23 protein-coding genes and 1 pseudogene are annotated in these 24,761 nt (G+C 65.2%); 17 read left to right on the top strand and 7 right to left on the bottom strand.

Translation table 11 applies throughout. The features are described from left to right. Positions 1–30: 30 nt before the first annotated feature. From ACWPWO_RS18110 to ACWPWO_RS18085, 6 genes and pseudogenes are all read left to right on the top strand, one after another. Positions 31–648 (top strand): annotated as a pseudogene (locus ACWPWO_RS18110) (MFS transporter); the annotation flags it as partial. A gap of 97 nt (positions 649–745) precedes the next feature. Beyond that, positions 746–1,324: an MFS transporter gene (locus ACWPWO_RS18105; RefSeq protein WP_454007769.1), complete on the top strand. Its 579-nt coding sequence runs from the start codon at positions 746–748 to the stop codon at positions 1,322–1,324. Between the two features lie 4 nt (positions 1,325–1,328). Then, positions 1,329–2,192: an alpha/beta hydrolase gene (locus ACWPWO_RS18100; RefSeq protein ID WP_454007768.1), complete on the top strand. Its 864-nt coding sequence runs from the start codon at positions 1,329–1,331 to the stop codon at positions 2,190–2,192. Beyond that, positions 2,189–3,187 carry a VOC family protein gene (locus ACWPWO_RS18095; RefSeq protein ID WP_454007767.1) on the top strand — a complete coding sequence of 333 codons (999 nt, stop codon included), beginning with the start codon at positions 2,189–2,191 and terminating at the stop codon, positions 3,185–3,187. Before ACWPWO_RS18100 ends, ACWPWO_RS18095 begins: the two co-directional genes overlap by 4 nt. 11 nt (positions 3,188–3,198) lie before the next feature. Next, positions 3,199–4,341, top strand: a complete 1,143-nt coding sequence (locus ACWPWO_RS18090; protein ID WP_454007766.1) for an FAD-dependent oxidoreductase — start codon at positions 3,199–3,201, stop codon at positions 4,339–4,341. Between the two features lie 88 nt (positions 4,342–4,429). Next, complete coding sequence (locus ACWPWO_RS18085) at positions 4,430–4,885, top strand: MarR family winged helix-turn-helix transcriptional regulator (protein ID WP_454007765.1); 456 nt, start codon at positions 4,430–4,432, stop codon at positions 4,883–4,885. Positions 4,886–4,905: 20 nt separating this feature from the next. Here ACWPWO_RS18085 and nudC read toward each other — a convergent pair whose 3' ends face one another. The 4 genes from nudC to ACWPWO_RS18065 form a co-directional block, all read right to left on the bottom strand. Further along, on the bottom strand, positions 4,906–5,676 hold the full coding sequence (nudC, locus tag ACWPWO_RS18080) for an NAD(+) diphosphatase (RefSeq protein ID WP_454007764.1): 771 nt from the start codon (positions 5,674–5,676) through the stop codon (positions 4,906–4,908). Positions 5,677–5,774: 98 nt separating this feature from the next. Next, positions 5,775–6,059, bottom strand: a complete 285-nt coding sequence (locus ACWPWO_RS18075; RefSeq protein ID WP_454007763.1) for a helix-turn-helix domain-containing protein — start codon at positions 6,057–6,059, stop codon at positions 5,775–5,777. After that, on the bottom strand, positions 6,056–6,421 hold the full coding sequence (locus ACWPWO_RS18070; protein WP_454007762.1) for a type II toxin-antitoxin system RelE/ParE family toxin: 366 nt from the start codon (positions 6,419–6,421) through the stop codon (positions 6,056–6,058). The genes ACWPWO_RS18075 and ACWPWO_RS18070 overlap by 4 nt, the downstream gene beginning before the upstream one ends. Before the next feature lie 164 nt (positions 6,422–6,585). Further along, positions 6,586–7,518, bottom strand: a complete 933-nt coding sequence (locus tag ACWPWO_RS18065) for a YicC/YloC family endoribonuclease (protein WP_454007761.1) — start codon at positions 7,516–7,518, stop codon at positions 6,586–6,588. Positions 7,519–7,654: 136 nt separating this feature from the next. On the opposite strand from ACWPWO_RS18065, the gene ACWPWO_RS18060 reads away from it, so the two are divergent. From ACWPWO_RS18060 to ACWPWO_RS18025, 8 genes are all read left to right on the top strand, one after another. Continuing rightward, entirely contained in the window at positions 7,655–8,773 is a 1,119-nt protein-coding gene (locus ACWPWO_RS18060) for a metallophosphoesterase family protein (RefSeq protein ID WP_454007760.1), read from the top strand. Then, on the top strand, positions 8,763–11,381 hold the full coding sequence (locus ACWPWO_RS18055; RefSeq protein ID WP_454007759.1) for an AAA family ATPase: 2,619 nt from the start codon (positions 8,763–8,765) through the stop codon (positions 11,379–11,381). Before ACWPWO_RS18060 ends, ACWPWO_RS18055 begins: the two co-directional genes overlap by 11 nt. A 33-nt stretch (positions 11,382–11,414) precedes the next feature. Continuing rightward, positions 11,415–12,152 carry a ribonuclease PH gene (gene rph / locus ACWPWO_RS18050; RefSeq protein ID WP_454007758.1) on the top strand — a complete coding sequence of 246 codons (738 nt, stop codon included), beginning with the start codon at positions 11,415–11,417 and terminating at the stop codon, positions 12,150–12,152. Between the two features lie 43 nt (positions 12,153–12,195). Continuing rightward, complete coding sequence (gene rdgB, locus ACWPWO_RS18045; protein WP_454007757.1) at positions 12,196–12,807, top strand: RdgB/HAM1 family non-canonical purine NTP pyrophosphatase; 612 nt, start codon at positions 12,196–12,198, stop codon at positions 12,805–12,807. Between the two features lie 5 nt (positions 12,808–12,812). Continuing rightward, a complete protein-coding gene (hemW, locus tag ACWPWO_RS18040; protein WP_454007821.1) occupies positions 12,813–14,027 on the top strand; it encodes a radical SAM family heme chaperone HemW in 1,215 nt (404 codons plus the stop codon). 225 nt (positions 14,028–14,252) lie between these two features. Further along, the gene (glnA, locus tag ACWPWO_RS18035; RefSeq protein ID WP_454007756.1) at positions 14,253–15,665 is read left to right on the top strand and encodes a type I glutamate--ammonia ligase; all 1,413 of its coding nucleotides are present in this window, start codon (positions 14,253–14,255) and stop codon (positions 15,663–15,665) included. A gap of 343 nt (positions 15,666–16,008) precedes the next feature. After that, positions 16,009–16,596 (top strand): hypothetical protein, encoded by a 588-nt coding sequence (locus ACWPWO_RS18030; RefSeq protein WP_454007755.1) that lies wholly within the window; start codon positions 16,009–16,011, stop codon positions 16,594–16,596. Positions 16,597–16,742: 146 nt separating this feature from the next. Further along, positions 16,743–17,495 (top strand): glutaredoxin, encoded by a 753-nt coding sequence (locus tag ACWPWO_RS18025; protein ID WP_454007754.1) that lies wholly within the window; start codon positions 16,743–16,745, stop codon positions 17,493–17,495. Between the two features lie 4 nt (positions 17,496–17,499). Here ACWPWO_RS18025 and ACWPWO_RS18020 read toward each other — a convergent pair whose 3' ends face one another. From ACWPWO_RS18020 to ACWPWO_RS18010, 3 genes are all read right to left on the bottom strand, one after another. After that, positions 17,500–18,303: an ABC transporter ATP-binding protein gene (locus tag ACWPWO_RS18020; RefSeq protein ID WP_394059769.1), complete on the bottom strand. Its 804-nt coding sequence runs from the start codon at positions 18,301–18,303 to the stop codon at positions 17,500–17,502. A gap of 2 nt (positions 18,304–18,305) precedes the next feature. Further along, the gene (locus ACWPWO_RS18015) at positions 18,306–19,964 is read right to left on the bottom strand and encodes an ABC transporter permease (protein WP_394059770.1); all 1,659 of its coding nucleotides are present in this window, start codon (positions 19,962–19,964) and stop codon (positions 18,306–18,308) included. A 94-nt stretch (positions 19,965–20,058) separates the two neighbouring features. After that, the gene (locus tag ACWPWO_RS18010; RefSeq protein WP_454007753.1) at positions 20,059–21,105 is read right to left on the bottom strand and encodes a Fe(3+) ABC transporter substrate-binding protein; all 1,047 of its coding nucleotides are present in this window, start codon (positions 21,103–21,105) and stop codon (positions 20,059–20,061) included. Positions 21,106–21,419: 314 nt separating this feature from the next. On the opposite strand from ACWPWO_RS18010, the gene ACWPWO_RS18005 reads away from it, so the two are divergent. From ACWPWO_RS18005 to recG, 3 genes are all read left to right on the top strand, one after another. Then, on the top strand, positions 21,420–22,196 hold the full coding sequence (locus ACWPWO_RS18005; protein WP_454007752.1) for a ferredoxin--NADP reductase: 777 nt from the start codon (positions 21,420–21,422) through the stop codon (positions 22,194–22,196). 75 nt (positions 22,197–22,271) lie between these two features. Continuing rightward, positions 22,272–22,658: a Rid family detoxifying hydrolase gene (locus ACWPWO_RS18000; protein WP_394059773.1), complete on the top strand. Its 387-nt coding sequence runs from the start codon at positions 22,272–22,274 to the stop codon at positions 22,656–22,658. Between the two features lie 13 nt (positions 22,659–22,671). Further along, a complete protein-coding gene (gene recG / locus ACWPWO_RS17995) occupies positions 22,672–24,753 on the top strand; it encodes an ATP-dependent DNA helicase RecG (RefSeq protein ID WP_454007751.1) in 2,082 nt (693 codons plus the stop codon). Positions 24,754–24,761: the final 8 nt, after the last annotated feature.

The following is a 24,761-nucleotide window of genomic DNA, read 5'->3' as shown; positions in this document are numbered from 1 at the left end:
AATCCCCATAATCCTTCACGTTTAAAGCAAATGGAAAGGGCGCGCTGCACAAGCGCCCGGCTTGAACATCACATAAAGGGGGATGACATGATGGGACAGGGTGCGACGGGCAATCCGTCCATGAGCGCCACGCCGCTGCGCGGCGTGGCGGTGCTGATGTTGTTGATGGCCGTTGCCGGCGAGATGTGCCTGGCGGCCGATTTCTATGGCTTTGCGGCAGTGATCAAGATCGTGTCCGCCGACCTGGCCCTGAGCGAGGCCCAGGCAGGGCTGGTGCAGGGCGCCTTCGGAGTGTCCTTCGCGCTGGGCATGCTGTTCTGGGCGCCGCGCGGCCGGCACATGAGTTCGGCCCGCCTCTATCTGATCGGCCTGGGCGGCAGCGGCCTGCTGATGCTGGCCCAGACCCAGGCGCAGGATTTTCTGCAACTGGTCCTGCTGCGCCTGGTGGTCGGCTTCTTCGATTCGGCAGTCTGGGTCGGCTCCATGAAGATCGTCATGCAATGGTTCGCGCCGCGTCGCCAGGGCCTGGTGCTGGGCATCATCCTGGCGGCCTATTCGCTGGCGATCACGCTGGACTTCGCCCTGGGCCTGCCCTATGCCATGGAGCATGGCTGGCGCGCCTTCTTCTTCGTGCTGGGCGGCCTGACGCTGGGCGCCTGCCTGCTGACCCAGATCATCGTGCGCCCCGGCCCCTACCAGGATCCGCACGACAAGATCCAGGTCGACGCCGGCGTGCTGCGGGCGATTGCTTCCCCCCTGGATCTGGGTCGGCGTCCTGGCCATCTTCGGCGCCTTGTTCTCGGTCGCCGCCACGGCCACCTGGCTGATTCCCGCCTTCATCGACGTACAGGGCATGGCGCCGGCGCAGGCCCCGCTGTTCGGCACGCTGATGGGCTTGTCGCAAGTCTTCTTCCTGCTGCTGGGCGGCTACGCCAGCGACCGCTACACCCGGGTGGGCGTGATGCGTCTGGGCATGCTGCTGACCATTCTGGCGGCGATCGCCTGCGTCGTGGCCGCCTGGCAGCCCCTGCCGCATGCCGGCCTGCTGGCGGTGGCGTTCCTGTGCGGGGTGGGCGTCTTTCACGGCGGGGCGATCTTCAGCTACGTGGGCGAACGCTACGGCGTGAACCTGGGCCCTTGCGCAGCCGGCTACGCGGAAATGGGCGGAGTATTCGCCACTTTTGTCGCGCCGTCCCTGCTGGGACTGCTGCTGAGCCTGACAGGCTCCTACATCTGGGCGTTCGGCAGCTTCCTGGCCGTGGAAGTGCTGGTGCTGCTGGGATTTGTCGTCCTGACCCTGCTGCCCTCGGCACGGGAGGCCTGAAGCCATGAACCAGTTGCGCTTCGACCATGCGGACCTGGGGCAGTACCGGCTGCAGGCCTCGGTGCCGGATTTTGCGGCGGAAATGGCGGCCTATCGCCGCGCCAGCGATGCGTCCCGGGCCGCCTTGCCCGGCTTCTTCAGCTCCCATGCCTACGGGCCTGATCCGGTCGAACGACTGGACGTCTATGCCGCCCGCGAGCCCGGTTCACCCTTGTACCTGTTCATCCACGGCGGCTACTGGCGCATGCTGGCCCGGGAAGATTCGGCCATGATGGCGCGCAGCCTGCACGCCGCCGGCGCCGCCGTGGCCTGCCTGGACTACGGTTTGGCTCCCGCCTACACGCTGCCGCAGATCGTGGCCCAGTGCGAGCGTGCGCTGGAGTGGATCGCGCGTCATGCTGGGCAGTTCAATGCCGTTCCGAACCGCATCCATGTCAGCGGCAGTTCGGCCGGCGCTCAATTGGCCGGCATGCTGCTGGCGAGCGATGCCGCGCGCAACGAGCGCCGCATCCACAGCGCCAGCCTGCTCAGCGGCGTCATGGACCTGCATCCGCTGATGCACACGCCGGTGAACGACTGGCTGAAGCTGGACCATACCCTGGCCCAGGCATTCAGCCCCGCGCTGCACCCGCCTGCCGCAGGCATGCCCGTACTGGTGGCCTGGGGCGCGCTCGAGCCCGCCGTCATGCAGGCGCAAAGCATTCATTACGCGCAGCAATGCCGCCTGGCCGGCTGCGCCGTGCGCAGCATGGCGATTGCCGGACGCAACCATTTCAATGTCCTGATGGATCTGGAGCAGGGCGACAGCGCCTTGACGCTGGCCGTGCTCCAGACCATGAACTGTCATGCCAAGGAGGAGACACCATGACAAGCCAAACCATGCACGCCGCGGCGCAGGCCGCGACCTGCTTCCATCCCCGCCGACTGGGCCACGTCAATCTCTGGGTGGATGAGCTGCAGCGCGCGGAAGACTTCTACAGCCAGGTCTGCGGACTGAAAGTGGAATTCACCGAGCCCGACCTGATCGCCACCTTCCTGGGAACCGGCCATACGCCGCACGACCTGGGCATGATGGAAACCACCAAAGGCGTGAACCGCTATGGGCGCGACGGCCTGCTGCAATTGCCGGGCACCATAGGCCTGGTCCCGGGCCTGAACCATTTGGCCCGGGAGCTGGAGAACGAAGCCGAACTGGTCGAAGGCTGGAAGCGGGCCCGCCAGCAGGAACGCGACATCGACATGACCGTGGACCACCAGGTGGCCCATAGCGTCTATATGTTCGATCCCGACGGCAATTACAACGAGTTCTACTGCGACACGATCAAGGACTGGCGCAGCGTGCTCAATGGCCCGATGGAGCTGCTGACCAGCCGCTGGGATCCGGCCGCGCAGGAGCCGTTCACCGAAGGCCGCTACGACACCGACCCCATCCTGGAAACGGTCGCCGGCGCGCCCGTACAGCCCCGGCGCGTCACCCACGCGGTGCTGCGCACCGCGCAATTGGCTGGGATGCTGGATTTCTACACCCAGGTCGGCGGTTTGCGCGTCGTGCACCAGGAAGAGGGCGTGGCCTATCTTCAGGCCGGCCTGTCCGACTACGACTACAGCCTGGTCCTGGTGGGCGACGAGCAGGCCGCCTTTTCGCACGGCAGCTTCGAGCTGGGCGGCGTCGCGGAACTGGAACAGACGCTGGAGCGCCTGCAGGCCCTGGGCATCACGCCGGTGCATGACGTGCGCCTGCCCTGGAAGCGATCCTTCTTCCTGCGCGACCCGGACGGCCTGCTGAGCGAATGGTACGTGCCGCTGGAAGGCGAACGGACTCTGGACAGCCGCCACACGTTGCCCCTGTGGGCGCAGGTCTGAGGAGAGCGCACATGGCAGACAAGAAACTGAGCGCCCTGGTGGCGGGCGGCGGCCTGGGCGGACTGGCCACGGCGGCGGCCCTGGCGCAGCGCGGCTGGGACGTGACGGTGCTGGAGCGCCAGCCGGAACTGCGAGCCAACGGCTCGGGCATCTATATCTGGGAAAACGGACTACGCGTGCTCAAGGCGATCGACGCCTACGATCAGGCCATCGAAGGCGCCTTCTACGGCAGCCATTTCGAGCAGCGCGACCAGCACAACCGCGTCATCGACAGCGGCCCCACGCCGCCCGATCGGCGCCTGATCACCATCATGCGCTCGCAATTGCTCAAGGCGCTGGAGCAGGCCGGCAAGCGGGCTGGAATGCGCGTGCGCACCAATGTGGAGGCCATAGGCGCCAGCGCGCGCGGCGAAGTGCAGCTTGCTTCGGGCGAACGCCTGCGAGCCGACCTGGTGGTGGGGGCCGACGGCATCTGTTCGCGTGTGCGCCAGTCCCTGGGCCTGGAGATCCTGCATGAGCAGACGCGCGAAGGCGCCTTGCGCACCATGATAGAACGCCGTCCCGACGATACCGCGCCCGAGGACGCGAAGAAGTACATCGAGAACTGGAACGGCGTGCACCGCCTGCTCATCACGCCCGTCAGCGATACGCAGACCTATTTGGCCCTGACTTGTCCGCATGACGATGCGCGCGCCTGCAACACGCAAATCGACAAGGCGTACTGGTCGGCGCTGTTCCCGCAATGGGCGCACCTGATCGAGCGCATCGACGGCCCGGTCAGCTGGGGCCGCTACAGCATCACGCGCTGCAAGGCCTGGTCCAGCGGGCGCGCCGCCATTCTGGGCGACGCCGCCCATGCCCAGCCGCCCAATCTGGGGCAGGGCGGCGGCATGGCCATGCAGAACGGCCTGGCCCTGGCCAGCTTTTTGGGCGACATCCAGGATCCCCGGGAGATACCCGATGCACTGGAGGCGTGGGAGAACAGCGAGCGGGCCATCGTGGAGCATTGCCAGAAGTGGTCCTGCCTGTACGGTGAAATCAGCTACCTGCCCGATGAGGTGCGCGCGCAGGTGGTGCGCTCGGCCATGGCCAATCCGTGGAGCTACGAGCAGATCTTCCGGGCGGCCAGCCATGCGCCCACCGGTGCGTTCTGAGCACGGCGCCTGGCTGTATACTGATGGCCAGGCCGCGGTCCCGGGCAAGCGGGGCCGCGCGCTGCAGGACAGACTCTTCCAAGGCACCATGAACTCGACTCACGTTCCCATTCCCGACAGCAGCGTGCAAGCCAACGTGGCTTTCCAGATGGCCAACATCATCTACAAGCTGGACCAGACGCTGCGCTCCACCACGCTGCGCGACCACAACATGACCTATGTGCATTTCCGTGTGCTGCAGTACCTGTGGGACCAGGACGGACGCAGCATCGGCGAAATCGCCAAGGCCATCGGGGTGCACCAGCCGGTGCCCAGCCGGGTCTTCGACCAGATGCAGGAGCGCGACCTGGTGCAGCGCCGGGCCGACGAGACCGACAGCCGTTTCATGCGCGTGTATCTGACCGGGACCGGCCGTGAACGCTACGCCCAGGTCTGGCCCGCCGCCAAGCAGATGATAGACGATGCCTTGTCGGTGCTCAGCCCTCAGGAGCGCGACGATCTGGGCCGCATGCTGCGCAACGTGGCCACGCACCTGACGGGCTGACCGCGCGCCAGAGCGCACGTTCAGGGGCGCGGCAAGCCGGGCAGGTTGGCGCGCACCAGGCGGCCTGCGATCGAATCGGTGTGCGGCAGCTCCGGCAAGGCGTCCCCAGGGCCGAACCAGCGGGCGTCGTTGATCTCCTCGGCCTGGATGCGCAGTTCGCCGCCGGCGTACTCCGCCGTGTAGGCCACCATCAGTGAATGCGGGAAAGGCCAGGACTGGCTGCCGAAATAACGGATGTCCTTCACCTTCAGGCCCACTTCTTCCCAGACCTCGCGGTGGATGGCGTCCTCCAGGTTCTCGCCGGCCTCCACAAAGCCCGCCAGCGCCGTGTAGCGTGCCGTCGCATAGGTGGCATGGCTGGCAAGCAGGATGCGGTCGCCATCGCGGATCAGCACCATCATGGCCGGAGAAATGCGCGGATAGGCGGAGAAACCGCAGGAAGGACAGCGAAAACACAGTTCAGTGGCCGACTGAACCATGGCTGCGGCGCACACGCCGCAATAGCGGCGCGTCCGCGCCCATTCGGCTATCTGGAAGGCGCGGCTGGCCAGCGCGGCTTTCTCGTCCAGCCGCGCCAGCAAGGAACGCAATGCGCGAAACTCGAAACCGGGCGGCGGCGCCGCATCAGGCGCAACGTGGCAGGCGTGGTCCGGACAGCCCGCATCCAGCCACAAGGGCTGCAATCGCTCTTTGCCCAAGCCCATCCGGGCGCACACGGACGCATCGGGCAGCTCCAGCCCTTCGCTGCGCGCATCGACCAGCATCTCGTTGCCGCGGAAAATGAAATTCACTCGTAATCCCCACAATGTCCGGCGGCGCGTGGCCGGCCGCGCCGGGTATTGTACGTGCGGACGGCGGTTTTGCGACGAATTCGGAATGACTGTCGGGATCAGCCCAATGCGTCCATGACCGCTTGAGGATTGTGTTCAATGACATTGAGCAGCACGAGGGCGGGGCCGCGCGGGGTCCGATCGCCTCGCTCCCAGTGCCTTAGCGTCGCCGTGGAAAATCCGAACCGGGCGGCAAACTGCTCCTGAGTCATGCCAAGCTTGGCGCGCAAGGCCTTGACATCCACCTGGCGCGGATGATGGATGCGCACGCCGCCTTCCTTGCCTTCGGCGTGGCGGATCGCCTCCTGCAGACCTTGCTTTATGCTTTCAAACGCTCGATTCATGACGATCTTCCTTTCCAGATGCCGACCAATACATCGACCAATTCAGCAAGCTGCCCGCATTCGGTGCGGGTCAAGTCCGATTTGTCGCCCTTGGCGAACAAGGCCAGCAGGTACAACGGCATGCTGGAACTGTGGTAGTAGTACACGACCCGCAAGCCGCCGCGCTTGCCCTGGCCGCCCCGGCGCCAACGCAACTTGCGGATTCCACCGGCGCCTTCAATGATCACTCCCGCTTTTGGGTGCGCCGCGAGATACAGAATCAAATCCTGGCGCTCCTGGCCATCCAGAAAGCGTTCCGCCTGTTTGATGTAAGAGGGCAGTTCCGCGACGCCATGCCATACATCATCGTCATTGTAATCCATTGGATCACCTCGCTCAAGAACCTACCGCTACGCAATCCGTATCGGGCGAGGTGTCACCTTTGCGAGCACTCCGCTTCAGGACCATATCGTCAAACAGGTGGATAATGGTGTCCGGGCTGGAGAGTTTCGTCCTGCGCGCCGCAAAGGCCGCAGGGCTGACATCTTTATTCGATGTTCTGGGTCTGCTCGCGCAACTGCTCGATGAACAGTTTCAGGTCGATGGAGGCGCGGGTCACGTCCACGCTGCCGGCCTTGGAGCCCAGGGTGTTGGCTTCGCGATTCATTTCCTGGAACAGGAAATCCAGGCGCTTGCCGGTGCTGCCCTGGCGAGTCCCTTTTTTGCCGCCCGCTGCGCCCACTTCGCCGTTCAGGATCAGTTGCAGCTCGCTCAGATGCGAGCGCAGGCGGGCCAGTTCCTCGGCCACGTCGATGCGCAGGGAAAAGGTGGACGCCTCCTGGGCCACCCGGGCGGACAGTTCCGCGCCGGAAATCAGGGCGAAGCCCTCGGGGCTGGCCTGCAGCAGGGCTTCCTGCAAGCGTGTGGCGATCTTGTTCTGCTGTTCGGCCAGGATGGCGGGCATGTGGCGTTCGACCTCGTCCGCGATGGCGCTCATTTCCTGGCTGATGCCGTGCATGACCTCGGCCAGGCGCCGGCCCTCGCGCTCGCGCGTGGCCTGCAGGTCCGCCAGGGCCGCTTCGCATGCCTGCTGCACCAGCGGCAGCCAGGCCTCGGGGTCCATGTCCGATGCATTGCCGTTCTGATTGCTCAGCAGGGTATGCAGCTCGGGAGCCGGCAGGTCCGGAATGTGGGCGCGGGCGATCCGCAGCATTTCCGCGGCGCGCAGCACGGCATCCATGTCCAGGCTGCGCTGCTGCTCCAGGCCGGCGCGCGTGAAATTGACCCGTACTTCCAGCTTGCCGCGCTGCACGCCCTGAGAGATCTGTTCGCGCAAGGGGTTCTCGGCGAAGCGCAGCTCCTCGGGCAGGCGCAGGTTCAAGTCCAGGAAACGGTTATTGACGCTGCGCATCTCGATATTGACGGCGCCGGCCTCGGACTCGGCCTTGGCGTTGCCAAATGCGGTCATGCTACGGATCATTTTTAGTCACTTTTCTGATTATGGAAAACGTTCCATTGTACTCCTGAGCTGGCGCCAGGCAGCATCCACGACCACCGCCAAAGTTCTATACACTGGAGGACTTCGATACCGAAGCAGTTTTTTTGAGGTTCCAGGCATGGTAAGAATCTTGCATACGGCGGACTGGCAGATCGGCCGCCAGTATTCGCGTTTTGCGCTCGAGGACGCAGCCGCGCTCGCCGAAGCGCGGTTCGCGGCCATCGAGACGCTGGCGCAACTGGCCGCCGCCCAGAACGTGGACGTGATCGTGGCGGCCGGCGACGTCTTTGATTCCCAGACCCTGGGCGAGCGCAGCCTGCGGCGCGCCTTCAACGCCATGGCCGGCTTTACGGGACCCTGGGTGCTGCTGCCCGGCAACCACGACGCCGCCTTGAGCGAAAGCGTGTGGACCCGGGCGCAACGGCTGGCCTGCGTGCCCGGTCACGTCCATGTGCTGGACAAACCCCAAGCCCTGGTCCTGGACGACTTGCGCCTGGCCATCCTGCCCGCGCCGCTGACCCAGCGCCAGACCTACCAGGACCTGACGGACTGGTTCGACGACGCGCCCAGCCCCGCGGGCTACCTGCGCGTGGGCCTGGCCCACGGCAGCGCGGGCGGACTGCTGGAGCACATAGACAGTCACAACCTGATCCACCAGGACCGCGTGATGCGTGCCCGGCTGGATTATCTGGCCCTGGGGGACTGGCACGGCACCCTGAAGGTCAACGAGCGCTGCTACTACAGCGGTACGCCCGAACCGGATCGGTTCCGCGACAACGCGTCCGGACAAGCCTTGCTGGTCGATCTGGAAGCGCCCGGCGCCATGCCGTCGGTGCGCGCCGTCCCCACGGGCAGGCACCGCTGGGTCAGTCTGGCATATGAGTTGTCCGGCGACGCCGATCTGGATCTGCTGGAGCGCGAGCTCTCGGCCCTGCCCGGGCAAAGCGTGGTGGAGCTCAAGCTGTCCGGCCAGTTGAGCCTGTCGGGCTTTGACCGCCTGGAATCGCTGCTGGGCCGCGAGCAGGCGCGCTGCCGCGCCTGGGATTGCCGGCGCGACGCCCTGGGGCTTGCGCCCACGCAGGACGATCTGCACGCCTTGCAGGCCGACGGCTACCTGCGCGCCGCCCTTGACCAATTGCAGGACATGCGCCAGGGCCCGGACGGCCAGGCTGCGCAGGACGCCCTGCTGATCCTGGCCGGCCTGCTGCGCGACAAGGAGGATCGCCATGCACGTTAAGTCCTTGCGCGTTGAACAGTTCAAACGTTTTCGCGAACCGGTGCGGCTCGACCAGCTGGATCCCGGCCTGAACATCATCAGCGCGCCCAACGAGGCCGGCAAGAGCACGCTGGCTCAGGCGCTGCGCACGGGATTCTTCGAGCGCTCCGGCGCCAGCAGGCTGAACGACATCCTGCCCTGGGGCGATTCCTCGGCCGCTCCGGCCGTGGAACTGGAGTTCAGCATGAACGGGCAGGACATGCGCCTGAGCAAGCGCTTCCTGAAGCGCAAGCGCTGCGACCTGCTGATCGGCCGCGAGCAGCTCGACAACGACGAAGCCGAACAATACCTGGCCTCCCGCATGGGATTCGAATACGCCGCCCGCGGCGGCAGCCAGGCGCGCAACTGGGGCGTGCCCGGCCTGTTGTGGATCGAGCAGGGCCAGGGGCAGGAGCTGCGCGCCGCCGTGCAGCATGCCGGCGCCACCTTGCAGCAGGCCCTGGGCACCGAGATGTCCGACCTGACCAGTGCCGACGGCGACTATGTGCTGGACCAGGCGCAACAACAATTGGACCAGTACGTTACCCAGGCGCAGGGCCAGCCGCGCGGCGTCTGGCTGGCGGCCCGGCGCGAGCGGGACGAGCTCCAGGCTGATCTGGAGCGTCTCGAGTCGGACCTGCGACAGTATCGGCAATGGGTGGATGAACTGGCCCAGGCGCGCCGCCAGGTGGCGGACGGCGAGCGGGACCGGCCTTGGGAGCACCTGTGCGCACAGGCCCGCGCAGCCACGGAACAATTGAAGCAGGCGCGGGAGCTGCAGGCGCGCAGCCTGGAGCTGAAACAGCAACTGGACATGCTGCAGGAGCGGGAGCGCCTGTATCAGCAGGCCCGGGAACAGGACGGCGCCCTGGCGGCGCAGCGGCAGGACAGGCTGGCGCAGGCCGAAGCCTTGAAGGCCGAACTGCTGAACGCCCGGAGCGGCTTGTTGGCTTTGGAGAGCCGGCTGCAACAGGCTCGAAGCCATAAAGACCGCATGCGCCAAGAACAGGAGCGCGCCCGCGCCTGGCAGCAGTGGGCCAGGGAACAGGACGCCCATGCGAGCGCCCAACAGCAGGCTCGCCAGTACCAGGATCAGCTCGATGAGCTAAGCAGGCACGAAACCGAGCTGGCCGAGTGCGGCGCCGCCGTGCTGCGCCTGCGGGTCGGAGACGAGGCGCTGGCCGCCCTGCGCCAGCGCAGCCAGCAGGTCCAGCGCCTTCAACATCAGCTCGAGTCGGTCGCCACGGAAATGCAGGTGGAGCTGGAAGAGGGCATGCACATCCAGGTGGACGGCAAGGACATTCGCGGCCGGGCGCGGCTGCAGTTGACCGACAGCACGCAGGTGCTGTTGCCTGGGTTTGGGCGTCTGCGCATCGTGCCCGGCGGCAAAGATCTGGCGGGCCTGGCGCAGCAGCTGGAACAGGCGCAACGCAAATTCCGACTCGCCTTGCAAGAGCAGGGTGCGAACAGCCTGGAGGAACTGGAGCAGCGCCGTGAGCAGGGTCGGCAGCAGGAACAGCGCGAGTCCGTGCTGCGCGCCTCCATGAGGATACTGGCGCCCAAGGGCAAGGCCCACTTGCAGGGCCTGCTGGCCGCGGCCCGCCAGAGCAGCCCGCCTGTGCGGCCGCAAGGCGAACGCCTGGAGGCGACGGACCTGGAGCGCATGGTCCGGGAAGCCAGCCTGGCTGAACAGCAATGGCAGGCGCTGGAAACGGAATGGCGCCAGGGACGCGAGTCCCTGGCCACTCTGGCGGCCCGTCACGAGCAGGCGCAGGCCGAGGCGCAGCGCGTGGAACAGCAGTGGGCCGATCCCCAGCGTCAGTCCGCTGAACGCGACCGGGAGCGCCTGTGGTCGGAATTGCGCGAGCGGCGCGAGCAGCTGCGCCGGGATCAGCAAACCTTGCTTGCACAACTGGAACGCTTGCCGGTGGACATTCTCGAACAGGATGTGGAACGGCTGGAGCGCAGCGCCCGGCAACAGGAACAGGCTTACGCCCAGGCCCGCGTGGCCGCCCAGCTCGTGCAGGCCAAGCTGGAAACCCAGGGAGCGCAAGGCCTGGAAGAGCAGATCGCCGATGTGCGGGCGCGCCTGCTGGACAGCGAACGCCGCTGCGCCGCGTATGAACGGCGCGTGGCGGCCCTGCGTTTGCTGGTGCAGGTGCTGCGCGAGCAGCGTCGCGCCTTGACTCAGCAGTTGCATCAGCCCCTGCAGAAACACATCAACCACTACCTGCGCCTCTTGCTGGGCAAAGCGTCGGTCGAACTGGACGAACACCTGGCGCCGCGCTGGCTGCAGCGCGAGGACGGCGAGCCCATGGCCGACGACATCGACGGCCTGAGCTTCGGCGCCCGTGAACAGATAGGCCTGATCGCGCGGCTGGCCTATGCGGACCTGCTGCAACAGGCCGGCCGGCCCACGCTGCTGATCCTGGACGACGTGCTGGTCCACAGCGATCACGACAGGCTGCAGGCCATGAAACGCATCATCAACGACGCGGCCCGGCGCCACCAGATCCTGCTGTTCACCTGCCAGGCCGACAAATGGCTGGACATGGGCGTGCCTCTGCGGCCGGTGCCGCGCGTACAATAGGGTTTTTGCATTTTTCCCGTTTGGAGTCCCGCCTTGTCCCAGTCCGTCCTTGCCGCGCGCCACTCCGGCCGCCGCGCCGACCAGTGCCGTCCCGTTGAATTCCTGACCGGATTCACCCGCCATGCCGAAGGCTCGGTGCTTGTCCGCATGGGCGACACGCACGTGCTGTGCAACGCCAGCGTCCTGGACAAGGTGCCGCCATTCCTGAAGGGCAGGGAGCAGGGCTGGGTGACGGCCGAATACGGCATGCTGCCGCGCTCGACCCATACGCGCTCCGATCGCGAAGCGGCGCGCGGCAAGCAGAGCGGCCGCACCCAGGAGATCCAGCGCCTGATCGGACGCAGCCTGCGCGCCGTATTCGACCTGAAGGGCTTGGGGGAGCGCACGCTGCACATCGACTGCGACGTCATCCAGGCCGATGGCGGCACCCGCTGCGCCAGCATCACCGGCGCCTGGGTCGCAGCCTCGCTGGCCGTGCGCACCCTGCAGCAGCAGGGCCTGCTGCAGGGCAACCCCATCCGCGATCAACTGGCCGCCGTATCGGTCGGTCTGGCCGACGGCGCGCCCGTGCTGGACCTGGACTACGAAGAAGACTCGGCCTGCGGCGCGGACATGAACATCGTCATGACCGGCAGCGGGCACTTCGTGGAAGTCCAGGGCACGGCCGAAGGCCAGACCTTCGACCGCGCGACCTTGAACAGCCTGCTGGATCTGGCCGAAGGCGGCATACGTCAATTGATGGCCGCGCAGCGCCAGGCTCTGGGAATCTGATTCATCTTCTTCCGACCGGGCGCGCAGTCGTCCGTACACGTGCATGAACACTGAACACAAACAAGTCGTCCTGGCGTCCAACAACGCCGGCAAGCTCAAGGAATTCTCCGCCATCCTGTCCGCGGCGGGCATCACCATGGTGCCCCAAGGGCAATTGGGCGTGCCGGAGGCGGACGAGCCTTTCGGCACCTTCGTGGAAAACGCCCTGGCCAAGGCGCGCCATGCCAGCCGCCTGACCGGGCTGCCCGCGCTGGCCGACGACTCGGGCCTGTGCGTGGACGCCCTTGGCGGGGCGCCAGGCGTCTATTCGGCCCGCTTCGCCGCCATGGAACAGGGCGGTGAAAAATCGGATGCCGCCAACAACGAGCTGCTGGTGCGTCGCCTGCAGGGCCGGGCCGATCGCCGCGCCTGTTACGTGGCGCTGCTCGTCTACGTGCGCCACGCCGACGATCCCCGTCCCATCATCGTCGAAGGCGTCTGGGAGGGCGAGATCGTCGACCAGCCGCAAGGCGAACATGGCTTTGGCTACGATCCGCACTTCTATATCCCGCAGTTCCTGCAGACCGTCGCGCAACTCAGCCCCGAAATCAAGAACCGGCACAGCCATCGCGGCCAGGCGCTGCAAAGCCTGCTGGCCCGGCTGGAGCGCGAGTGAACGTCATGAGCGAATTCTCGCCTGAAGTGCGCATCCGTCCCGGATCCGGTCCGGCCACTCTGCTGCCCAGCCTGCCGCCGCTGTCCGTCTATGTGCACGTGCCCTGGTGCGTGCGCAAATGCCCGTATTGCGACTTCAACTCCCATGCAGCGCCCGAGCAGCTGCCTGAAGAGCAGTACCTGGACGCCTTGCAGGCCGACCTGGAGCAGAACCTGCCGCTGGTGTGGGGACGGCAGGTGATCTCGGTCTTCATCGGCGGCGGCACGCCCAGTCTCCTGTCGGCCCGCGCCCTGGATCGCATGCTGGCGCTGCTGCGCTCGCACCTGAATCTGCTGCCCGACGCCGAGATCACGCTGGAAGCCAATCCCGGCACGGCCGAAGCCGGCCGTTTCCTCGACTACGCCGCCAGCGGCGTGAACCGGATCTCCCTGGGCGTGCAAAGCTTCGATGACCAGGCCCTGAAGGCGCTGGGCCGCATCCACGACGGCCGACAGGCGCGCCAGGCCATCGAGATGGCCATGAAGGCCGTCTCCAGAGTGAACCTGGACCTGATGTACGCCTTGCCGGGCCAAAGTCCCGAGCAATCCGAACAGGACATCCTGCAAGCCATGTCCTTCGGCCCCGAACACCTGTCGCTCTACCACCTGACGCTGGAGCCCAACACCGTCTTCGCCAAGTATCCGCCCGCACTGCCCGATGACGACGAGAGCGCCGCCATGCAGGACAGGCTGATCGAGCTGACGGCCGGCGGCGGCTGGATCCAGTACGAGATCTCCGCCTACGCCCGGCGCGGCGGGCACAGCCGGCACAATCTGAACTACTGGGAGTTCGGCGACTATATCGGCATCGGTCCCGGCGCCCATGGCAAGCTGTCCTTCCACGATCGCATCGTGCGCACGGCCACCGTGCGCAATCCCGCTTCCTGGATGGAATCGGCGCCGCGCCGCGACGGCAGTCATTACGCGCACAATGCACGCGTGCCGGCCGCCGATCTGCCTTTCGAATTCATGCTCAACGCCTTGCGCCTGAAGGAAGGCGTACCCGCCCACTATTTCCAGGAACGCACCGGCGTGCCTCTGGCCAGAATCCTGCCCATTTTGCGGCGCAACATCGAGAAAGGCCTGCTGGAGGCCGACCCGATGCGCATCCGCGCCAGCGAGCTCGGGTGGCGGTTTCTCAATGACTTGCAGGAAGCGTTTCTGCCCGATGAGGCTTCCTGACAAGAAACTGCCGGATTACGTCATTTTTTTATTGTGCAGATGCACAATTGCTCTACAATCGATTTCAGGTAAAGCCAGTGTCACAATTCTCATATCCGAGAGGACCAGACAAAGAAGGGCGGGCCTGCCGGGGAAGCGTGCGCCGGATTTACCACAGCGGGTCATACAAGGACCCGCCGTGAACCCCCTTCACCCTTTGTTTACGTCATTGACGCTGGAGTCAACATGTCCACCCCCGAAGATGTTCTGAAGATCATAGCTGAACGCGAGATCGCGTTTGTGGACTTCCGTTTTACGGATACCCTAGGCCGCGAACACCACCTGACCACGCCTGCCCACGCCGTGGACGAGGACCGTTTCGAATCCGGCGTGGCTTTCGATGGCTCCTCGCTGCCCGGCTGGAAAGGCATCGAAGCATCGGACATGCTGCTGATCCCTGACGCCAAGACGGCGCGCATGGATCCTTTCCGCGAAGAACCCACCCTGATCCTGACATGTGACGTGGTCGAGCCTTCCGACCTGAAAGGCTACGACCGCGACCCCCGCTCGCTGGCCAAGCGCGCCGAAGCCTACCTGCGTTCCAGCGGCCTGGGCGACACCGCCTATTTCGGTCCCGAACCCGAATTCTTCGTGTTCGACGGCATCACCTGGAACGACGACATGTCCGGCAGCTTCGTGAAAATCCGTTCCGAAGAAGCCCCCTGGTCGAGCGGCGTGGAGTTCAACGGCAACAACCTGGGCCATCGTCCCGGCCTTAAAGACGGCTATGTGCCCGTCTCGCCCGTGGACTCCTTCTCCGACCTGCGCGCCGAAATGTGCCTGCTGCTGGAACAGCAGGGCGTTCCCGTGGAAATCCATCACCACGAAGTGGCGGCTCCCGGCCAGCTGGAGATCGGCACGCGCTTCTCCACTCTGGTCGAACGCGCCGACTGGAATCAGATCCTGAAGTACACGATCCACAACGTGGCTCACGTATACGGCAAGACGGCCACCTTCATGCCCAAGCCCGTGGTCGGCGACAACGGTTCGGGCATGCACGTGCACCAGTCCATCTGGAAAGACGGCCAGAACCTGTTCGCCGGCAACGAATATGCCGGCCTGTCGGAGTTCGCGCTGTTCTACATCGGCGGCATCATCAAGCACGCCCGCGCCCTGAACGCCATCACCAACCCCACGACCAACTCCTACAAGCGCCTGGTGCCGCACTTCGAAGCCCCGGTCAAGCTGGCTTACTCGGCCCGCAACCGCTCGGCCTCGATCCGCATCCCCTACGTCAGCAACCCCAAGGCGCGCCGCGTGGAGGCCCGCTTCCCCGACCCGATGGCCAACCCTTACCTGGCCTTCTCCGCCCTGATGATGGCCGGCCTGGACGGCGTGCAGAACAAGATTCACCCCGGCGACCCCGCGGACAAGAATCTGTACGACCTGCCGCCCGAAGAAGATGCGAAGATCCCGACCGTCTGCGCTTCCCTGGAACAGGCCGTGGAAGCCCTGGACAAGGATCGCGAATTCCTGACCCGCGGCGGCGTGTTCAGCAACGAGATGCTGGACGCCTTCATCGAGCTCAAGCAAGCCGAAATCACCCGTCTGCGCATGGTGCCGCATCCGGTCGAATTCGACATGTACTACAGCCTTTAAGACGGCCTGCTCCGGCATCTGCCGGCGCTGTCCCGACCAGAGCGGCCCTTGGGCCGCTCTTTTTTATGCCTGGTCCGGTTCGGGCGGTATCCAGGCGCTGCGCTGTGTTTTCAAATGCTCGCGCTGGAATTCATGGCGCTGACACCGCTGTTCTTCTGGATTTCTACGGACCTGGGCGTGCCGCCCGTGTATGCCGGCTATGTCGCATCCGGCTATATGGGCGCAGCGGCCCTGTCGGGGCTGTTGGCCAGCTTCTGGGTATCGCGGGCCCCGGCCAAGCCCATGCTGCTGATATCCTTGCGTTGCACAGACCGGGCTGCCGCCTCTGGATGGTTCTGTACCCGTGACGGCACATGCTTTCCTGACGCGCGAGGGTTGGCATTGGGCCGCTGTTCCAGCAGTCGCCCAGGCTGCTCCCTTGTTGCTGATCCCTGTCCTGGTTCCGGTCCTGGCGTTACGCTATGGTGTCGAAAAGGGGCAGATGCCGGGCATTTTCGCTGCAGGCGGAATGGCCGCCCTGGCCGCATCCAAAATGGCTGCGTTGGCCATCGTAAAGTGGGGCGACAAGCGCGTCGCCCTGTGGGCGACGGTACTGCTGTGCGTTTCCTTTGGCTTGCTGTCTTGGGGACGAGGGCATGCCGAGCTGTTCATGGTTCTGTTCATGGCCGCCACCTATGTTCGTCTGGTTTGCGCCAGCTCGTATAGCGCCGGCTACCCCTCCGATACGCAACGAGGACGATTCATGACCCTGCAGTCCGCCATGCTGCATCTGGCCAGTTGCGCTGCGTTAGCCGTCCCGTCTCTGGTGCTGGGTGATCCGGTCCTGTCCGGGGCCAGCCTGGACAAATTGCTGATCGTGGCGGCAAGCCTCGCTGCAACGCTGCCGCTGACCATGCAGCGAGAGAAGAAAACCACGTTTTCCAGCCCATGAAAGGCGGCGCCGCCATCGCCGTCGCGGCAGTACTGCTGGTTACATACCCCGCCAGCGGTATCGAGTAGGGTGTAGGAACAAGACGCAATACGACAATCAGGGCGGGAAATCGAGAATGCAACATCGTAAAGTCAAAGGAGTTGACTATGGCGACACAGGCACTGAAACGCGCCGAACTGCACCGCATGGTGACGGCTGAGCACACTTGCCCCTATGGACTGAAAGCGCTGGACCTCTTGAAGCGCGAAGGCTTTGAAGTCGATGATCACCTGTTGAGAAGCCGGGAAGAGATCGACGCCATCAAAGCCAGGCTCCACGTCGACACGACCCCTCAGGTCTTTGTCGACGGCCGGCGGATCGGCGGCTATGACGATCTGATCAGCTTCCCGGGCGGGGCGCCCAAGGACAAAAATACCGTCTCCTACACTCCAGTGATCGCGCTTTTCTCCATCGCCGCCCTGATGGCCCTGGCCGCAAGCTGGGCCGCCTTTGGCGCTGCGCTCACTGTTCAGGCGGCCGAATGGTTTATTGCCATGGCAATGTGTCTGCTGGCGCTTCAGAAGCTCAAGGACGTGGAGGGCTTTTCCACCATGTTTTTGAACTACGACCTGTTGGCGCAGCGCTGGGTGCGCTACGCCACGCTCTATCCTTTTGCGGAGGCATTGGCGGGTTTGCTGATGATTGCCGGCCTCTGGATGTGGGTGTCCATTCCTCTAGCGCTGTTCATCGGCGGCATAGGCGCGATTTCAGTATTCAAGGCTGTCTATATTGACAAGAAGGAACTGAAATGCGCCTGCGTCGGCGGCGACAGCAATGTGCCGCTGGGCTTCGTATCGCTGACCGAGAACCTGATGATGGTCGGCATGGCAATCTGGATGGTCGTCAAGCTGGCCGCCTGACGCATTAGTGATACAGCACTGGCTCGGCGGATTGGCCACCGCGCAGGAAGGCCTGGGCGCGTTGCGCCATGATGGCCTCGCGCCGGATGAAGTCCGCCACGAAATCATTGGCCGGGCGATGATGCAGGCCGTAAGGGGTATCCCACTGGATGATCTTGCCGGCCTGCATGACGCCGATGCGGTCGGCAATGGCGAAGGCCTCGGCCTGGTTGTGAGTGACCAGAATGGCCGTCATGCCCGCGCTTTTCAGGATGTCGCGCACCTCGAAGGCCAGACGCTCGCGGGTGTCCACGTCCAGGTTGGAGAAGGGTTCATCCAGCAGGAGCAGGGACGGCTTGGATGCCAGCGCCCGAGCCAGGGCCACGCGCTGCTGCTGGCCGCCGGAGAGCTCATGCGGATAGCGCTGGGCGAGCGGGCCCAGGTCCACCAGCTGCAGCATCTCCCGCACGCGCGCCTCGCGCTCGGCCTTGTTCCACTTGCGCAGCCCGAAGGCTACGTTCTTCTCCACGGTCAGGTGCGGAAACAGGGCGTAGTCCTGGAACATCATCCCCACATGGCGATGCTCGGGCGGCACCTGCTGCTGAACCGTGGAGAGCACCTGCTGATCGAGCAGGATGCGGCCGCTGCGCAGCGGTTCAAAACCCGCGATGGCGCGCAGCACCGTCGTCTTGCCGCAGCCCGAGGCGCCCAGCAGACAGCCGATTTCTCCTTGCGGCAATTGCAGGTTCAACTGGTCCACCACGGGGCGGAAGCCTTTGGAAGTTTCATAGGCCAGGGTAATGGCCTGCAGGTCCAGGAATGCATTCATGGTCAGCGTCGGCCATGGGCCGTCAGTTGGGTGCGCGCCAGCAGGATGACGGGTATCAGTCCGGCCAGCACAATGGCCAGGGCGGCCACGGCGCCTTCTTCATAAGTGCCGCGCGCGGCTTCCGCGTACAGCCAGGTGGCCAGGGTGTCGAAGTTCATGGGGCGCAGCAGCAGGGTGGCGGGCAGCTCTTTCATGGCGTCCACGAAGATCAGCAGCGCCGCCGCGCCCATGGCGGGCCGCAGCAAGGGCAGATGCACGCGCCTGAGCGTGCCGGCGGGAGTTTCGCCCAGCAGGCGGGAAGCCTGTTCCAGGGATGGGGGAATACGCGCCAGGCCCGCATCCAGGCCGCCTACGGAAATGGCCAGGAAGCGCAGGGTATACGCCAGCATCAAAGCCAGGGTGGAGCCCATCAGCAGCAGCCCGGCCGGCTTGTGTCCGAACCAGGAAAGCACCTGGTTGTAGAACGAATCGAACAGGACCAGCGGCGTGAGCAGACCGATGGCCAGCACCGTGCCCGGAATGGCGTAGCCCAGGCTGCTGATCCCGGCCAGCGCGCGCGCGAAACGGGGCTTGCGGCTGTGGCGCACGGCGCGCGCCGCCCAGGCCACAACCAGGCCGCACAGCAGCGTGGCCGCCGTGGCCAGGGCGGCGATGTGCAAGGTGTTCCAGGCGCTGGCCAGCAACTGCTCGGACACGGCGCCGGCCTGGGCCAGGTGCTTGATGGTTTCGTTGAGCAGGTACAGGGACGGCGCCACGAAACCGATCAGGACGGGCGCCGCGCCCAGCGCCAGCGCCACCCAGCGGGACGCGCCGCGCAGGCGGGCAGGGCGTATGGGTTCGGAGCGCTGGTTGCCCGCATAGGCCTGGCGGCGGCGTCCGTAGCGTTCGAGCGTGATCAGTCCGGCCACGATGATGAGCATGGACACGGCGATCTGCGCCGCGCCCGCCAGGTCGGAACGGGTGACCCAGGTCGTGTAGATGGAGACGGTGAGCGTCTGCACGCCCAGGAATTCGGAGGCGCCGATGTCGTTCAATGTTTCCAGCAAGGCCAGGCTGACGCCCACGGCGATGGCCGGGCGGGCCATGGGCAGCACCACGCGGAAGAAGACGCTGCGTCCGGATTCGCCCATGATGCGCGCCGCTTCCAGCAGGCTGGCCGACTGGGTCGCGAACATGGCGCGTGTGCTCAGGTAGACGTAGGGGTAGAGCACGAAGCCCAGCAGGAAGATGGCGCCGCCCAGCGAACGCAGGTCGGGCAGGCGGAATTCGCGCGGGCTGCTGTAGCCCAGCAGTTCGCGGATCAGCGTCTGGATCGGGCCGATGGGGTGCAGCAGGTCCAGGTAGGCGAACGCGACGATGTAGGTCGGCACCGCCAGGGGCAGCAGCAGGGCCCACTGCAGGACGCGTCGTCCGGGAAAATCGTAGGCGGTGATCAGCCAGGCCGCGCCCACGCCCAGGCAGCTGACCAGCACGCCCACGCCCAGCAGGAGCAGGCCGGTGTTGCGCAAGGCATTGGGCAGCACGAACTGGAACAGGTGCGACCAATGCTGCGTGCTGCCTCCCAGGGCATGGACCAGCAAGGTGAGGACGGGCGCGGCCGCCAGGACGGCGACCAGCAGGGCGGCCACATGCCAGACGGGCAGTCGGCGGAAAAAAGACATGATGCGATGCTGCTGAATTACAGGCGCCTGAATGCGCGGCGACCGCCGCCCCGATTGCTCGGAGCCGGCGGTCGCGGAAAAGGGACGGGATAGATCAGTTGTCGAAGCCAACTTTGTCAACCAGCTCGCTGGCCTGCTTGCGATGCTTGGCGATCTCCGTCAAGGGCAAGGGGTCGACCTTCAGTTCGCCGAAGCTGGCCACCACGGGATCCAGATCCACGCCGGCGCGCACCGGATATTCGTAGTTGGCCCTGGCGTACAGGCTCTGTGCCTTGTCGGACACCAGGTACTCCAGCAGCTTGACGGCATTGTCCTTGTTGGGCGCATGCTTGGCCACGGCGGCGCCGGAGATGTTCACATGCGTGCCCTGGCTTTTCTCGTTGGCGAAGGTGGGGCGGACCACCTTGATGGCGTCGCCCCATTTGCGGGCGTCCGAACCTTCTTCGGCGTTCTTCATGCGGCCCACGTAGTAGGCGTTGGCGATGCCCACGTCGCAGATGCCGCCCAGGATGTCGCGCGCCACGTCGCGGTCGCCGCCGGCTGCCTTGCGGCCCAGGTTGTCCTTGACGCCGCGCAGCCATTTTTCGGTGGCCTCGGCGCCGTCATGGGCGATCATGGCCGCCACCAGGGCGGTGTTGTAGGGGTGCTGGCCCGAACGGATGCAGACCTTGCCTTTCCACTTGGGATCGGCGAAATCCTCGTAAGTGATGCTCTTGACGTCCACGTCCTTGGCCACGTACGCCACGCGATCGCGCAAGGACAGGGAGAACCACTGCTTGTCGGCGCCGCGCAGGTTGGCGGGGATGGCTTCGGTCAGGGCGGCCGATTCGACCGGCTGGGTGACCCCGGCTTCCACCAGATCCAGCAGATTGCCGATATCCACGGTCATCAGCACGTCAGCCGGCGATTTGTCGCCTTCGGTCTTGACGCGTTCGATCAGGCCGTCCTTGACGAATACCGTATTGACCTTGACGCCGGTGTCCTTGGTGAAGGTCTCCAGCAAAGGAGTGATCAGGCCCGGTTCGCGGGTGGTGTACAGATTGACCTCGTCGGCGGCCACCGCGGCCATGGACAAACCGCCCAGTCCGGACAGGACCAGGGCTTGGATCAGGGAACGGGCGGACGGCTTGAAACGCTTCATGGAAAGAACTCCGGAGTTCTGTTGAACCGATAAGATAGGCACAAATAGTAATGATTATCAAACGCAAAGGTAGCAGCTTCTGTCCCGTCTCACAATAGGGCGCTCCCGGAAATGAAGCCGCAGGGCGACTAGAATAAGGGCGCTGGCCTCTGAAAACAAGCTGAACGGCGTTGATTGCAAGATATGATGGTAAATCCTGATTGCGATCAAGGCCTTCTGATGTTCACACGTGGATTTGCGCCGCGAACTGGGTACAATGGACAGGTTTTTGCATAATTGCTCGGGATTTCCCGACCACCCACACCGACACTACCATGGCAGCTTTCAATACCGAACGAGTGCTGAGCGTCCATCACTGGAACGATACCCTGTTTTCCTTCACCACCACGCGTGATGCCGCCTTGCGCTTTCACAACGGCCATTTCGTCATGATAGGCCTGGAAGTGGACGGCAAGCCCTTGATGCGCGCCTACAGCATCGCCAGCGCCAACTACGAGGAAAACCTGGAATTCCTCAGCATCAAGGTGCAGGACGGCCCGCTGACTTCCCGGCTGCAGCACCTGAAGGAAGGCGACAGCATCCTGGTCAGCCGCAAGCCCGTGGGCACGCTGGTCATCGACGACCTGCGCCAGGGACGCAACCTGTTCCTGTTCGGCACCGGCACGGGTCTTGCTCCCTTCATGAGCATCATCAAGGATCCCGACACCTACGAACGCTTCGAGAAAGTCGTGCTGGTGCACGGCGTGCGCTACGTCAGCGAGCTGGCCTATTCGGATTTCATCCAGAACGACTTGCCGCAGAACGAATACTTCGGCGAACTGGTGCGGGAAAAACTGCTGTATTACCCCACCGTCACGCGCGAACCCTTCCGCAACACGGGCCGCATCACCCAGCTGATCGAATCGGGCAAACTGTGCCAGGACCTGGGCCTGCCCGCCCTGGATCCCGCCCGGGACCGCGCCATGCTGTGCGGCAGTCCCGCCATGCTGGCCGACATCAGCGCCATGCTGGACAGCCGCGGCTTCCAGGTTTCGCCCGGCGTGGGCCAGCCCGGCGACTACGTCATCGAACGCGCTTTCGTCGAAAAATAATTGCGTCGGCGACTGTTAATTTTAGCTATAGGCGCTTAAACTCTGATAGTAAACCACTCATCAGAGGTTCTAACCATGACCAAGCAAGTCGTATTCACCGATGCCGCTCCCGCCGCCGTAGGCCCTTATTCCCAGGCAATCGTCGCATCCGGCGGCAAGACAGTCTATCTGTCCGGTCAGATCGGCCTGGAGCCCGCCACGGGCGAACTGGTTTCCGAAAACTTCGAAGGCCAGGTCCGCCAGGCCTTCGCCAACCTGGAAGCCGTCGTCCAGGCGGCCGGCGGTTCCCTGGACGACATCGTCAAGCTCAATCTGTTCCTGACCGACCTGAGCAAGTTCGCCAGCGCCAACGCCATCATGGCCGAGCTGATCCCCCAGCCTTTCCCCGCGCGCTCCACCATCGGCGTGGCCAGCCTGCCCAAGGGCGCTCAGTTCGAGGTCGAGGCCATCCTGCACCTCTGACCTCCCGGCAGCCATGATCGCAGACAGGCCTGTTCGCCAGGCCAAACGGCCCTCCGCCCGGAAGGCCGTCTCCCTCGATCAGAAGTTCGACAAGCTGGGTCTGCGCGAACCGGCGGATTTCGTGGTGCACCTGCCTTTGCGCTACGAAGACGAGACCCGGATCGAGCCCATCGCCCATCTGTATCCGGGCAAGATGGCCCAGATCGAAGGCGAAATCATCAGCACGGACGTGCAAGCCCGGCCCCGCGCCCAGCTGCATGCCCGCATCGCCGACGATACCGGCCAGTTGACCTTGCGCTGGCTGCATTTCTACCCCAGCCAGGTGAAGCAATTGCAAGCCGGCAAGCCCCTGCGCGTGCGCGGGGAGGTGCGCCAGGGCTTTCACGGACTGGAGATGGTGCACCCCAAGGTCTCGGCAGCCGGCGCGCCGCTGGCCCGCGCCCTGACGCCTGTCTATCCGACCACCGACGGCCTGTCCCAGGACCAGTTGCGCAAGGCCATCGCCCACGCATTGGATCATGCCGATCTGAGCGACACGCTGCCCGAAGCCGTGTGCCGCAAGCATGGCCTGATGCCTTTCGCGCAGGCCATACGGCTGCTGCACTATCCTCCGCCCGACCTGAGCTACGACGATCTGTTCGAGCGCGGCCACCCGGCCTGGAACCGCATCAAGTTCGACGAATTGCTGGCGCAGCAATTGTCCCTGGCGGAAGCGCGCGCCGCGCGCCAGGCGCAGCGCGCCGCGCCCCTGACCGCGCAGGACTCCGAGCTGGCCCGCGCGCTGGCCGCCTCGCTGCCGTTCCTGCTGACCGGGGCCCAGCAGCGCGCCGTGACCGAGATCGGGCAAGACATGCTGCGCTCCTATCCCATGCACCGCCTGCTGCAGGGCGACGTGGGCAGCGGCAAGACCATCGTGGCCGCCATGGCCGCCGTCCAGGCCATCGCCAGCGGCTTTCAGGTCGCCCTGATGGCGCCCACCGAGATCCTGGCCGAACAGCACTACCTGAAGATGCGCGGCTGGCTCGAGCCGCTGGGCGTGGAGCTGGCCTGGCTGACGGGCAGCCTGGGCGCCAAGGCGCGCCGCCAGGCCTATGAGTCCATCGCCTCCGGGCAGGCCAAGCTGGTGATAGGCACCCAGGCGCTGATCCAGGAGCAGGTCAGCTTCCAGCGCCTGGGCCTGGTCATCCTGGACGAGCAGCACCGCTTCGGCGTGGGCCAGCGCCTGGAGCTGAACCTCAAGGTCGACACCGTCGACGAGCAGGGCCGCCCGTATCTGCCGCACCAACTGAACATGAGCGCCACGCCCATCCCGCGCACGCTGGCCATGGCTTTCTTCGCCGATCTGGACGTCTCGGTCATCGACGAACTTCCGCCAGGGCGCAGCCCGGTCATCACCAAGCTCGCCGAAGACAGCCGGCGCGAGGAAATCATGGCGCGCGTGCGCGCCGAGGTCGCGCAGGGCCGCCAGGCCTACTGGGTCTGTCCCCTGGTCGAAGAAAGCGAAGCGCTGCAATTGCAGACGGCCGTGGACACGCATGCAGCCCTGGCCCAGGCGCTGGCGCCCTTGCGCGTCGGGCTGATACACGGACGCCTGTCGGCCACGGACAAGGCGCAGGTCATGGATGCCTTTCGCGACGGCGAACTGGACGTGCTGGTGGCCACCACCGTGATCGAAGTGGGCGTGGATGTGCCCAACGCCTCGCTGATGATCATCGAACACGCCGAGCGCTTCGGCCTGGCGCAACTGCACCAGCTTCGCGGGCGGGTAGGGCGCGGGCAGGTGCAGTCGGTCTGCGTGCTGCTGTACCAGACGCCCTTGTCGGCCGTGGCGCGCCAGCGCTTGCGGGCGATGTACGAAACCAATGACGGCTTCGAGATCGCGCGCCGCGACCTGGAACAGCGCGGCCCGGGCGAATTCATGGGCATGCGCCAGTCGGGGCAGGCCGTGCTGCGCTTCGCCAGCCTGGAATCCGATGAAGACCTGATCGAGCAGGCCCAGGAGCTGGTCGCGGAGTTCCGCAGCCGCTATCCGGATCACGCCCGGGCCCATCTGCAGCGCTGGATGAAGGGCAGGGAAGAATTGCTGCGCAGTTGAATCATAAA

Source organism: Alcaligenes sp. Marseille-Q7550 (assembly GCF_965112015.1).
The sequence above is the reverse complement of the archived record's forward strand: the minus strand, read 5'-3'. Positions and strand labels throughout refer to the sequence as shown.